Origin of the sequence: Acinetobacter sp. YZS-X1-1 (assembly GCF_000804305.1) — a bacterium.
Taxonomy (GTDB): domain Bacteria; phylum Pseudomonadota; class Gammaproteobacteria; order Pseudomonadales; family Moraxellaceae; genus Acinetobacter; species Acinetobacter variabilis.
The window spans coordinates 151,691-163,787 of record NZ_JWHB01000004.1 but is presented as its reverse complement, the minus strand read 5'-3'; the positions used below and the strand labels follow the sequence as shown (position 1 = coordinate 163,787).

10 protein-coding genes and 8 tRNA genes are annotated in these 12,097 nt (G+C 46.1%); 14 read left to right on the top strand and 4 right to left on the bottom strand.

From position 1 onward, the window contains the following. Nucleotides 1–26: 26 nt before the first annotated feature. From RJ01_RS04370 to rluD, 3 genes are read right to left on the bottom strand one after another with little or no spacing between them, the layout of a single operon-like run. Entirely contained in the window at nt 27–587 is a 561-nt protein-coding gene (locus RJ01_RS04370; protein WP_034170169.1) for a flavodoxin family protein, read from the bottom strand. Between the two features lie 40 nt (nt 588–627). Next, entirely contained in the window at nt 628–1,368 is a 741-nt protein-coding gene (pgeF, locus tag RJ01_RS04365; RefSeq protein WP_034170168.1) for a peptidoglycan editing factor PgeF, read from the bottom strand. Nucleotides 1,369–1,405: 37 nt separating this feature from the next. Continuing rightward, nucleotides 1,406–2,458 (bottom strand): 23S rRNA pseudouridine(1911/1915/1917) synthase RluD, encoded by a 1,053-nt coding sequence (rluD, locus tag RJ01_RS04360; protein WP_004784827.1) that lies wholly within the window; start codon nt 2,456–2,458, stop codon nt 1,406–1,408. Between the two features lie 71 nt (nt 2,459–2,529). On the opposite strand from rluD, the gene RJ01_RS04355 reads away from it, so the two are divergent. After that, nucleotides 2,530–3,522 (top strand): outer membrane protein assembly factor BamD, encoded by a 993-nt coding sequence (locus tag RJ01_RS04355; RefSeq protein ID WP_034170167.1) that lies wholly within the window; start codon nt 2,530–2,532, stop codon nt 3,520–3,522. A 196-nt stretch (nt 3,523–3,718) separates the two neighbouring features. Further along, a complete protein-coding gene (locus RJ01_RS04350) occupies nt 3,719–5,623 on the top strand; it encodes a DNA primase (RefSeq protein ID WP_034170166.1) in 1,905 nt (634 codons plus the stop codon). 70 nt (nt 5,624–5,693) lie between these two features. Here the strand turns inward: RJ01_RS04350 and hemA are convergent, their stop codons facing one another. Then, nucleotides 5,694–6,977 carry a glutamyl-tRNA reductase gene (gene hemA / locus RJ01_RS04345; RefSeq protein ID WP_034170165.1) on the bottom strand — a complete coding sequence of 428 codons (1,284 nt, stop codon included), beginning with the start codon at nt 6,975–6,977 and terminating at the stop codon, nt 5,694–5,696. A gap of 78 nt (nt 6,978–7,055) precedes the next feature. Between hemA and RJ01_RS04340 the strand changes: the two genes are divergently transcribed. The 12 genes from RJ01_RS04340 (at nt 7,056) to RJ01_RS04285 (ending at nt 12,035) form a co-directional block, all read left to right on the top strand. After that, nucleotides 7,056–8,759: a tetratricopeptide repeat protein gene (locus tag RJ01_RS04340; protein WP_034170204.1), complete on the top strand. Its 1,704-nt coding sequence runs from the start codon at nt 7,056–7,058 to the stop codon at nt 8,757–8,759. Nucleotides 8,760–8,775: 16 nt separating this feature from the next. Next, complete coding sequence (gene lolB / locus RJ01_RS04335; protein ID WP_034170164.1) at nt 8,776–9,354, top strand: lipoprotein insertase outer membrane protein LolB; 579 nt, start codon at nt 8,776–8,778, stop codon at nt 9,352–9,354. 21 nt (nt 9,355–9,375) lie between these two features. Then, nucleotides 9,376–10,206, top strand: a complete 831-nt coding sequence (gene ispE, locus RJ01_RS04330) for a 4-(cytidine 5'-diphospho)-2-C-methyl-D-erythritol kinase (protein ID WP_034170163.1) — start codon at nt 9,376–9,378, stop codon at nt 10,204–10,206. Next, nucleotides 10,205–10,279, top strand: a tRNA-Gln gene (locus tag RJ01_RS04325). The genes ispE and RJ01_RS04325 overlap by 2 nt, the downstream gene beginning before the upstream one ends. Before the next feature lie 26 nt (nt 10,280–10,305). After that, nucleotides 10,306–10,380: transfer RNA gene (locus RJ01_RS04320), tRNA-Gln, on the top strand. A 26-nt stretch (nt 10,381–10,406) separates the two neighbouring features. After that, nucleotides 10,407–10,481: transfer RNA gene (locus tag RJ01_RS04315), tRNA-Gln, on the top strand. Nucleotides 10,482–10,507: 26 nt separating this feature from the next. After that, nucleotides 10,508–10,582, top strand: a tRNA-Gln gene (locus RJ01_RS04310). Between the two features lie 26 nt (nt 10,583–10,608). Further along, nucleotides 10,609–10,683, top strand: a tRNA-Gln gene (locus RJ01_RS04305). 26 nt (nt 10,684–10,709) lie between these two features. Beyond that, a tRNA-Gln gene (locus tag RJ01_RS04300) sits at nt 10,710–10,784 on the top strand. A 20-nt stretch (nt 10,785–10,804) separates the two neighbouring features. Then, nucleotides 10,805–10,879 (top strand) — tRNA-Gln (locus tag RJ01_RS04295). Nucleotides 10,880–10,970: 91 nt separating this feature from the next. After that, nucleotides 10,971–11,045: transfer RNA gene (locus RJ01_RS04290), tRNA-Gln, on the top strand. 36 nt (nt 11,046–11,081) lie between these two features. Further along, complete coding sequence (locus tag RJ01_RS04285) at nt 11,082–12,035, top strand: ribose-phosphate pyrophosphokinase (protein ID WP_004784839.1); 954 nt, start codon at nt 11,082–11,084, stop codon at nt 12,033–12,035. Nucleotides 12,036–12,097 lie beyond the last annotated feature (62 nt).

The following is a 12,097-nucleotide window of genomic DNA, read 5'->3' as shown; positions in this document are numbered from 1 at the left end:
GAATGGAGGTTTTTTTACGGATCGAATTAGGCTTTTAGATTCAGACGGGCCAGTGTCAAGGCAATATATTCACCAAACCAGATCGCGGTTTGCAAATCCCCTTCCGGTGGTGTCACTTCAACAGGCGCATTGTCAGACTGGGTCATAAGGCCTAGAAAGCTCGACATACGATTCAGATCGGTAGTGGAACGACCTGTCGGCATTAATGGTAGACCTGACCACAACATGCCATGTTGCATCGCAAACAGATTAATCTGCTGCAAGACAGCCAGCTTGTCCCCACTTAAGCCACCACCATTGGTGAAGGCTGCTGCCAGCTTGCTTTGCCAGCTACGTGCCAGCCAGCGCTTGGAAGACTGCTCCATAAACAACTTCATGGCAGAAGTTAGACTACCCATATAGGTTGGACAGCCAAATACAATCGCATCGGCAGCGTCCAGCACCTCCCAATCCACCTGTTCCACATTCATCATATGCACCTGGACACCAGTTTTTTGTGCGCCTTCGGCAATGAAGTTTGCCACTTTAGCCGTGTGTCCATAAGGACTGTGATAAACAATCGCAACAGATTGGGAAGATAGGGACATAACAATCAAAAACCAAGAATTTCAATCAAGTTTAACATTTTCATGCCATAAACACGAATGTTGCCATGCGTCCGGTTTTGGCTTCACGGCGATAAGAAAAGTATTCATCCGCCTGACGATATGAACACTGATCGCCACCTAAAACAGTCTCAACGCCCTGCTGCTGCAAGATGTAACGCGCTATCGCATACAGATCCGCATAGTATTTTCCGGCCTGTTCCCCTGCCTGAAATGCACTGTCCAGTTCAGGATATTTGGAACAGAAAGCTTCTCTTACTTCTGCGCCAATTTCAAAACAAGGCTGGCTGATGGCCGCACCGAGCCATGCCCAGGTAGGCTTGGTTTGCATCGCAGCAATGGTATTTTCAACGATACCGCCTGCTAGCCCACGCCAACCCGCATGCAGATTGGCCACTTCAGTGCCTTCAGCATTACCCAGCACAACTGGCAAGCAGTCTGCCGTCATCATCATCAGGGCGTGGGCCTTGCGCTGTGTGACCAGACCATCCCCGATCAGCGCATCGAAAGGCATCTGTTCATTGATGGTATGACAAATGGTGCTATGCGTCTGTGTCATCCAGGTAATTTTGTCCACACCAAAAGGCTGGAAGTCTTTCAACAGCTGGATGCGGTGCTTCTGCACTCGCACCGGATCGTCCTTGACATGCAAAGCCACGTTAAAGCCCGCCAGCTCTGGCTGGGCTGATGGCTGTACCTGTTCATGATGAACACGGGTCTGACCCACATAAACGCCTTGAGGCAAACCTTGTACAAATTGCATGTCGCTTCCCTTTTAATGACTGCTAATAGAATGAAAATTAATAGGCCTTATTTTCGCTACGCAGCACTTCAACCAGATTGGCGAAGTCTTCTGGCCACGGCGCATTGAAAGTCATTTCTTCTTTGGTGCGTGGATGCTTCAGGCCTAGAGTCGCTGCATGCAATGCTTGACGTTTAAAACCACGCAAGGTGTCATCCAGCAATTGCGAAGCACCGGCTGGCATACGTACACGTGGCATATAGACCTGATCACCCACCAGACCATAGCCCAGGTAACTAAAATGCACACGAATCTGGTGCGTACGACCGGTTTCCAGACGTGCCTGAATACGGGTGAAATGTTGGAAGCGTTCTTTCACATTGTAGTGTGTCACCGCTTCCTTACCGCCTGGCAGGACTGCCATTTTCACACGATCGACCGGATGGCGTTTGATTGGTTCATCAATGGTACCGCCGGCAATGATGTTGCCGTAGACGATCAGGTCATACACACGGTAAACGGTCTTTTTCTCAAGCTGCTTACTAAGCGCAAACTGCGCTTCCAGATTTTTTGCAACCACCAATAGACCACTGGTGTCTTTATCGATCCGGTGCACTAAACCTGCACGCGCCAGTTCAGAAGATTTCGGATAATGATGCAGCAAAGCATTAACCAGTGTACCAGTCATATTACCTGCACCCGGATGCACCACCATGCCCACTGGTTTGTTAATGACAATAATGTCATCATCTTCATAGACGATATCCAGTGGAATATCTTCAGGCAGACTACGGGTTTGTGCCTCCAGTTCAACGTTTAAAGTCAGGGTTTCAAAACCGTCACTTTTAAATTTTGGCTTAACTGGTTGACCATTCACTAATAAATTGCCGTCTTTGATCCATTGCTTGAGCTTTTCTCGAGAAAAATCGCTCCAGACCATGGCCGCAATCTGGTCGATACGTTGCCCGATATAACTTTCATCCAATTGAAATTGCAACGATAAACGTGTTGCAGTTGCGTCTGAAGTATGGTTATCTGCATCCTCAGAATCTTCAAGTAAATTGAAATCAGTATCAGGGATATTAGAATTGGAAGATTGTGCTTGACTCATTTGCTCATTCAGACAAAAGTGGTTTAATAGTGCAATTGTAGCTCATTGCCCGTATTAACAGAGGAATTTTTATGTCGCTACCACATTATAAAATGACAATGCTTGCTGTGACGTTAGGCATTGCATCGGCAATGGTAGGCTGTAGCAGTAATCCAAAAAAAGAAGTCGTGGACAAAGGTCCAGAATCTAGCGAACAGGTTTATATCCAAAAAGCACAGAACGCGCTAGATCGCAAACAATATACTGATGCAGCAAAACAGCTCGAAGCACTGGAAACCTATTATCCGACCAGCCAGTATGCACCGCAGGCGCAACTGGAACTGCTATATGTCAAATTCCAGCAAAAAGATTATGAAGGTGCAGTTGCACTGGCAGAACGCTTTATCCGTCTGAATCCACAACATCCAAATGTCGACTATGCCTACTATGTTCGTGGTGTAGCGAATATGGAGCAGAACTATAATGGCCTGCTGCGTTATACCTCACTAAAACAGTCACACCGTGATGTCAGCTACCTGAAAGTGGCTTACCAGAATTTTGTCGATTTCATTCGCCGCTATCCATCAAGTACCTATGCTGTAGACGCTGCACAGCGCATGAAGTTTATCGGTCAGGAACTGGCAGAAAGCGAAATGAATGCAGCCCGTTTCAATATTAAGCGTAAAGCATATCTGGCTGCTGTTGAACGTGGCTTATGGGTGATTGAACACTATCCACAAACGCCACAGATTCCAGAAGCGCTGGCAACCGTTGCTTACGGCTATGACAAGCTAGGTGACAAAGCCACAGCACAGCAATATATCGAAGTACTGAAACTAAACTATCCAGGTCTGGTGAATGCTGATGGTACTGTGAACCTGCGTGCAGCACGTAGTGAAGGCAGCTTCTTCAACCGTGCAACTTTGGGTATTTTCGGTAAAGAAGCCAAAACCGTGACCGATACGTCTAGCCAGTCGTCTGAAGCCCAGGCAGAAAAACGCAGTCTGACCAATCGTATGACGTTTGGCCTACTCGATCGTCCTAAAACTAATGAAACTGAGCTACCTGAACCGACTGCTGAATAAGCCAACTGTTACAGGTGCATTTTTGCAAAGGGCAAGTTATCATACTTGCCCTTTTGCATTTTCTGAGCAATGCTTGAACAAATTGTGCAAACAGGTTATACCAATTAATTCATTTATAGTGTTGGATGAATCATCCTACTCTTAATTTTCAATGATTTAACACCTAAATAACGCAGCACGAGAAGCTTAGCAAACCATGGCCATTCCTCAGCATACGATTGATCAGATTCTCGATCGCACCGATATTGTCGATGTGATTGGTCAATACGTGAAACTAAAAAAAACTGGCCGTACCTATTCGGGTTGTTGCCCTTTCCATCAGGAAAAATCGCCTTCTTTTCACGTCTATCGTGACAAGCAGTATTTCCACTGCTTTGGCTGTCAGGCCAATGGTAATGCTATCCGCTTTTTAATGGATATTGGCAGCCGCAATTTCATTGAAGTGATGAAAGACCTGTCTAGCCAGACCGGAATTGAACTGCCTAAAGATAATAAAGATTCCAACCGCTTAAAATACAAACGCGAAGCCAAACCGAAACCGGTTGCAGCACCACCAGCAAAAACTGCGGATACATCTACAAATCCGACGCCTGAACAGTCTGCTTATTTTGATCCATTTGCTGAAATTCAGGCACCTGAAGCTGAATTTTATACAGATGACCCTTTTGCTGCTTTTGAGCAAATGCCTGCAGCAGATGCACAAGCAGATGGCAACTTATACGACCTGCTGGAGAATATCGCGCAGTTTTATGAGCGCCAATTACCCAATAGTCCAAGTGCCCAGCAGTATTTTAAACAGCGTGGTCTGACCGCAGAAACGATTGCCTACTGGCGACTCGGGTATGCACCGGAAGACTGGCAACATCTGGAAAAAGCCTTTCCGCAGGATATTGAAGGTCTCAAATTTTTAGGCCTGATTCGTACTAGCGATAGTGGCCGGGATTTTGACCTGCTCCGTGATCGGGTCATCTTCCCGATTCGTGATAGCAAAGGTCGCGTGGTTGGTTTTGGTGGTCGTGCACTGAATGACGAGATCAAACCGAAATACATCAACTCACCCGATTCAGAAGTTTTCCATAAAAACCAGTTATTGTATGGCCTGTATGAAGGTCGCAAGCAGAAAGCTCAAGACTGGCTGATGGTGGAAGGCTATATGGATGTCATTGCCTTGCAGCAATACGGCATTCATGGTGCAGTGGCCACCTTGGGAACAGCAAGTAATACTGATCACCTAAATATTCTATTCAAGCAGAATCACCGGATTACCATTGCTTTTGATGGTGATGCGGCTGGACAAAAAGCGGCACGCCGTACTTTAGAAATTGCTCTACCCTTACTGAACGATGGACGTGAGTTAAAATTCTTTATCCTGCCGAATGATCATGATCCAGACTCCCTAATCCGTCGTGAAGGCATTGAAAATTTCCGACGTCTGCTGGATCAGGCACCGTTGCTCTCTGACTTTGTCTTTGCCCATCTCACCCAAAATCACGATATTGCAACGCCTGAAGGTAAAAGTCAGGTGATGGGAGAACTACGTCAGCTAACCGAATTGTTACCCAAAGCTGGCTCATTTCGTTATCTGCTGCAACAGTTCTTTCGGGAAAAACTCGGTTTTAGCCGCAAATGGCAACCCAAAGTCAATAATGATGCATCTCTAAGCTTCAGTACTAAAATTGATGCCGAAGAATATGTCATTGCGATTCTGTTGAATCATCCATATCTGTATATCCATTTTGAACCATTACGCGCATTAGTCAGTGAAGATCAATTGCTATTCAAGATCCTGAATATATTTAATGTGATTTTCGATGAATTGCCGGATGATCCGGAACTGTCGACCTATTATGTACTCGGTGCCTGTGCTGCACATCATCATGAGTTACAGCATATCTTGCAACACGCCAATGTCAGCGATTACACCTCTTCTCCCGAGCAGGCAGACAAACTGGCGGCAGACTTCTCGATCAAGCTGCAATATCAGTGTCTAAAACACAAATTAAAATCGAAAAAGTTTAGTAGTATTGCGGAGATGAAAAATCTCAAGATGCGGATTTATGAAATTGATAAAAAACGTTCCATGACCTTGCTCGAAGATTAAAAACCAAGAAATAAAAAAGGTGTTTATTTTAAACGCCTTTTAAATATCGGGAAGTTAACTCAAGATCATCTTAATGTTTAGCCTTACGGCGATGCTGTACCACGTCCTGTAAATTATTCTGTAGCATTTCAAAATAGCTTGGATCTTCAGCTTTGGCAGCTTCACGCAGCATGATTGAGGTGGGATGCAGAAGTTTTTGGGTCAAACGATGTGAAAATTCGGCCAATACTGTTTCAGCACTTTCACCTTTGGCAATACGTTGCATAGCAGTTGCCAGTTCTTCCTGACACAGGCTTTCCCCATAATCCCGATAAGCATGAATCGTACTACCCGCCTTACGCAGCTTCTGCTGGGTGATCAACTCGGTCGCCAGTTGATTAACCATGACTTCCGCTTCGACCGCTGCCTGACGACGCTGCGCCAGGTTTTCATCGATCACGCTTTGCAGATCGTCTACGCCGTAGAGATAAACTCCATCCAGCTTTTCAACTTTTGGATCAATATCACGTGGGACAGCCAGATCGACCAACAGCATTTGCTGGTAACGGCGCTTCTTTAAAGCGGCTTTAACATCCGGATAGTGAATGACTTGATGCAAACTACCAGTACAACTAGAAATCACATCTGCACGATGCAGGTTTGCTGCCAGCTGATCAAAATCAATAATTTCTACATCTGCACGATGCGCGATTTCCTGCGCCAGATTCTCTGCACGAGCACGAGTCCGGTTACAGATAATGATTTTTCCAACGCCCATTTCTGCCAGATGTTTGGCCACCAGAGTGTTCATTTCCCCGGCGGCTACCACCATCACAGTCAATTGCTCAGGTCGGCTAAATACTTGCAATGCTAATTGTGCGACTGCATAACCCATTGATACTGCATGACTGCCGACCGCTGTTTCCGAGCGCACACGCTTGGCCGCATAAAAGGCATATTCAAAGATACGATTCAGGTTTTGCGAAACGGTCTTGGATTCTTTGGCAAGGGAAAGTGCAGTCTTGACCTGTCCCAGAATCTGCGGTTCACCAAGCATCAGGGAGTCGAGACCACTGGCGACACGCATCAGATGAGTGACGGCTTGCGCATTCTCATAGCGATAAACGTGATTCTGCAATTGCTTGGGATCAATACTATTGGTCTGGGCGAGCCAGTTCAGCACCATGTCGACATTGTCCGACATAGCGTAAACTTCGGTCCGGTTACATGTAGACACCACCACCATATCATTCAGTACAGGGTGCTGGCTTTGCTCGGCAAGTAAAATGCTTAACTTTTCAGGGTTAAAAGCAATCTTTTCGCGCAGCTCTACAGAGGCAGTTTGATGGTTGACACCCAATGCAAAGAAAGACATATCAGGTCATCATTTCACTAAATTTATGCTATTGTGCAACATCGGTGTCATAAAAAGCATTACTTGGATAAAGAAAAATTGCGTCTAACAACTAGCCGTATAAACGGCCCTACCATTAAGCAATATTCTACCACATTCTTGCTGGTGGTTAGCATGGCTTCAACTGCTCATCTTTATGCAGCAGAAGCAGTTTACCATGCAAATCAAAATTATGATGCGATAAAACAAAGTATGATAGCCGAGTTCGCACTCGCCTATCGCGATATTCCAAACGCTTTACACAACTATACTGTGCTGGCCATTAAAAGCAATTCCACCGCGGTTAAACAGCGCGCACTCAATATCGCCCTCGAACATGAAGACCTGAATGCAGCGCTGGATATTTCTACCCACTGGGTCGTCCAAGAACCGCAAGATGTTCCGGCATTATTCTATCTGGCACATATTGCTTTAAAAGCGCATGAGTACGAACTGGCGGCAGAAACGCTAGAAAAGATCCTGAAAATTGATGATAACGCCGATCTGGAAGAAATTCTGGCCGGGATTGCCCCGGATGAGCCAGATGACCGTGAATATTTAATTCAGGCTCTAAGTACTAGCAAAGCCAAAGACAATCCTTCGATTCTGGTGCTGGTCGCCGGTCTGGAAGCACAAAAAGGTCAGCTAGAACAGGCTCTCAATACCATCAACCGCGCCTTAAAAAAACGTCCAAAGTCGACTGGCTATATCCTGATGAAAGCCAATCTGTTGGCGGCATTGGGTGATGATGCGGAAACTTTAAAATGGTACGAGAAAGCCAGTCGCAAACATCGCAACAACATGGATATTCGTCTGGCTGAGGTTAAATACCTGATCAAGCTGAATGAAGCTGAAAAGGCCTTACAAAAACTAGAAGCGATCCTGAAAAAATCACCACAACACGAAGAAGCGTTGTTTATTGCCGGCTTAACCAGTATTGACCTGCAGCAATATGAACGGGCCGAAAAATATCTGGTTGAGCTCCGTTATTCGGCTCAGTACCAGAATGAAGCCTATTACTATCTGGCGGTCAATGCAGAACGCAAACAACATTATGAAACTGCCAAGGCTTATTACCGCCTGGTGGATGGCAGCCTGTATACGGTCTCACGACGCAATATCATTGCTATCTTTGCCGAGCAGGATAAACTGCATGATGCGCTGCGCTTTCTAACTCAGGAACGGGTCAATTATCCGCAACATGCCAGTTTCCTGTATCTGGCTCAGGCGGATATTTTGAAACGCATGAATAATAAGAACGCAGCGATCCGAATTCTGGAAGAAGCCAGCAAAAACCTGCCGGATGATCCGGAACTGGTCTATGCTCAAGTCTTATTGTTAGATCCACATGAAGATCGTGATCAACTGGATCAGCTGTTAAAAACCCTGCTTAAAATCGAGCCGAATAGTCCAACCTATCTGAATGCTTATGCCTATACGCTGGCTCGTCAAAATCGTCGTCTGGATGAAGCACGGCGCTATGCTGAACAGGCACTGGAATACGCACCAGAACAGGCTTCTATTCTGGATACCTATGGCTACATCTGTTACCTGCAGAATGACTTTGCCACAGCTGCCCAGGTGCTGCTTAAAGCCTATGAACTAAATCCAAGTGCGAAAATTGGTGTCCGTTATGCACGTTCGCTTTATATGAAAGGCGATCTACAACAATTCCATCAAGTGTTACAACAATTACAACAAAACCATCCAAATGACCCAGAATTAAACCAACTTAATTCGCTATTGTTAGCACCACAATCCTGAACGAGTCCATTCTTTTATGCGCAACATAAGTACTTTAGGCTGCTGTTTCCTTACTTCTACTGCCCTACTCATGAGTGGCTGTCAGCAGATGGTTCAGCAAAAAGCTCCTGTCACGCCATCGGTACAGGCTAAAAACCAGTTCCAGCTGCAAGGTAAAATCGGGGTACGAACACCTCAGCAAAGCGGCAGTGCCTTTTTTACCTGGGTTCAGCAGCAGGAAGAGTTTGATATTGAACTGACTGGTATTTTAGGTGCCGGAAAAACCCAGATTTCAGGTACTCCTGGTCAGGTAACTTTGAATAGTGCCAAAACCGGCCTGATCAAGGCAGCAACAGCAGAAGAATTACTGCAACGTGCAACCGGCTGGCAAGCTCCGATTAGCCATTTAGTCGATTGGGTACAGGCACGTCCCGCGACACAATCTGCCCAGATCCAGAAAGACAGCTCACAGCGTATCAGCCAGATTATTGAACAAGGCTGGACGGTAGATCTCAGTTATAACCAGCAGGCAACTTTTCCAAACCGCTTGATTTTAAAGCAGTCGCTTGAGAATGGGGGTGAAAACCGTATTACAATGGTAATTCAAAACCGTTAACTGGTCTGATGCAAGCCTATGATGATTCGTGTTCCTTCACCTGCAAAACTGAATTTGTTTCTCCATATCACCGGTCGCCGTCCGAATGGTTATCACGAGCTGCAAAGTATCTTTCAGTTGATAGATTTGTGTGACTGGCTAGAGTTTGAGCAAACAGATGATCAGCAGATCCAGATTGAAGGTTTGTCCTCAGTCGATCTGGAACAGAATCTCATCTATCGTGCAGCGCAGATTTTGCAGCCTTATGCCAAAGCGCCTTCTGGTCTGATCATTCGACTGGAGAAAAATATTCCTATGGGTGCAGGTCTTGGTGGTGGCTCATCCAATGCCGCAACAACCCTGATTGTGCTGAATCAGTTATGGTATTGTGGCTTAAATTCCGAGCAACTGGCAGAGCTCGGTGTCAAACTGGGCGCGGATGTGCCCATTTTTGTTCATGGTCGCAATGCCTGGGCTGAAGGTATTGGTGAACACTTAACATTCATAGACTTAGATCAAAAACAGTTCATTGTGTTAAAACCTGACTGTTTTATCAGCACTCAACAGCTTTTTTCACAAAAAACGTTGACAAGAGACACGAAGCCCTCTAAATTTTGCGCCTATCAGATAAAGCCATCTGATTTCGGAAATAACTTTGAGCCAGTGGCACGAAGCCTATATCCAGAAGTCGATGAGGCGATGCAATATCTCGATCAATTCGGTGTTGCAAAGCTTACAGGTACAGGTGCTTGTGTTTTTATCGAAGTGACTGATGATATGAATGTGACCGACATTCTTGAGAATGCACCATGTAAATCTTATCTGGTGAACAGTCTGCAAGAATCGCCCTTACGTCATTTCAAGGTTCAATAGGGGTATCGCCAAGTGGTAAGGCACCGGGTTTTGATCCCGGCATCCGTTGGTTCGAATCCAGCTACCCCTGCCATTATTCACCTGTAGATGTACTGTATTAGGGGTATCGCCAAGTGGTAAGGCACCGGGTTTTGATCCCGGCATCCGTTGGTTCGAATCCAGCTACCCCTGCCATTATTCACCTGTAGATGTACTGTATTAGGGGTATCGCCAAGTGGTAAGGCACCGGGTTTTGATCCCGGCATCCGTTGGTTCGAATCCAGCTACCCCTGCCATTATTCACCTGTAGATGTACTGTATTAGGGGTATCGCCAAGTGGTAAGGCACCGGGTTTTGATCCCGGCATCCGTTGGTTCGAATCCAGCTACCCCTGCCATTATTCACCTGTAGATGTACTGCATTAGGGGTATCGCCAAGTGGTAAGGCACCGGGTTTTGATCCCGGCATCCGTTGGTTCGAATCCAGCTACCCCTGCCATTATTCACCTGTAGATGTACTGTATTAGGGGTATCGCCAAGTGGTAAGGCACCGGGTTTTGATCCCGGCATCCGTTGGTTCGAATCCAGCTACCCCTGCCATCTTACAGTTCATCAAATCTAGGGGCGTCGCCAAGTGGTAAGGCACCGGGTTTTGATCTCGGCATCCGTTGGTTCGAATCCAGCCGCCCCTGCCATTTTCTCGAAAAAAGACAGAACATCATTTGCTGTAAGACTGTTAATTTACCTTGACACAATACTGCAAAAATATTAAAGTTCTGCCGCATTAGGGGTATCGCCAAGTGGTAAGGCACCGGGTTTTGATCCCGGCATTCGTTGGTTCGAATCCAGCTACCCCTGCCATCTACTTCCATACATACCAACCGCCAAGGGTGCTTCATGCCCAATCTTGTCGTTTTTAGTGGAACCGCGCATCCACAATTCGCTCAAAAAGTCGTAAGTCACTTACATATTCCTCTAGGCGCTGCCTCTGTAGGCCAGTTTTCTGATGGCGAAATCGCTGTTGAGATTACTGAAAATGTTCGTGGTAAAGACGTATTCATCGTACAACCTACTTGTGCACCGACCAATGATAACCTGATGGAAATTCTGGTCATGGCTGACGCGTTACGCCGTGCAAGTGCTGGTCGTATTACTGCCGTGATTCCTTACTTCGGTTATGCCCGTCAAGACCGTCGTCCCCGTTCAAGCCGTGTGCCGATTACTGCAAAAGTTGTTGCAGATATGCTGACCACTGTAGGTATTGACCGTGTGGTGATGATTGATCTTCACGCTGACCAGATCCAAGGTTTCTTCGATATTCCTGTAGACAACATCTACGGTACGCCAGCCCTACTTGCTGACTTACGCCAACAACAGCATCATAACCTGATGGTTGTTTCTCCTGACGTAGGTGGTGTAGTTCGTGCTCGTGCTGTTGCGAAACAGATGGGTGATATCGACCTGGCGATCATCGATAAACGTCGTCAAAAAGCGAATGAATCACAAGTGATGCATTTGATTGGTGATGTGAAAGATCGTGACTGTGTGATCGTTGATGACATGGTGGATACTGCTGGTACGCTTTGTAAGGCTGCTGATGCGTTGAAAACTTTCGGTGCCCGCAAAGTGGTTGCTTACGCGACTCACCCAGTATTGTCTGGTAAAGCACTCGAAAATCTGAAAAATTCTGTGATCGATGAACTGGTTGTAACTGACACCATCCCTCTTTCAGAAGAAGCTTTAGCTCTTGGCAAGATTCGCCAGGTTTCAGTTGCAAGCATGGTTGCTGAAACAATTCGTCGTATCAACAACGAAGAATCTATTAGCGCAATGTTCGATTCTTATCTATAATAGTGCGCTGAATTTCCAAAGCCCTGCCATTTGGCGGGGCTTTCTATCACCGGATCGGTCGC

Coding starts and splice junctions, on each gene's coding strand:
- RJ01_RS04370 (WP_034170169.1), bottom strand. CDS start 587: ATGTCCCTATCTTCCCAATCTGTTGCGATTGTTTATCACAGTCCTTAT.
- pgeF (WP_034170168.1), bottom strand. CDS start 1,368: ATGCAATTTGTACAAGGTTTGCCTCAAGGCGTTTATGTGGGTCAGACC.
- rluD (WP_004784827.1), bottom strand. CDS start 2,458: ATGAGTCAAGCACAATCTTCCAATTCTAATATCCCTGATACTGATTTC.
- RJ01_RS04355 (WP_034170167.1), top strand. CDS start 2,530: ATGTCGCTACCACATTATAAAATGACAATGCTTGCTGTGACGTTAGGC.
- RJ01_RS04350 (WP_034170166.1), top strand. CDS start 3,719: ATGGCCATTCCTCAGCATACGATTGATCAGATTCTCGATCGCACCGAT.
- hemA (WP_034170165.1), bottom strand. CDS start 6,977: ATGTCTTTCTTTGCATTGGGTGTCAACCATCAAACTGCCTCTGTAGAG.
- lolB (WP_034170164.1), top strand. CDS start 8,776: ATGCGCAACATAAGTACTTTAGGCTGCTGTTTCCTTACTTCTACTGCC.
- ispE (WP_034170163.1), top strand. CDS start 9,376: ATGATTCGTGTTCCTTCACCTGCAAAACTGAATTTGTTTCTCCATATC.
- RJ01_RS04285 (WP_004784839.1), top strand. CDS start 11,082: ATGCCCAATCTTGTCGTTTTTAGTGGAACCGCGCATCCACAATTCGCT.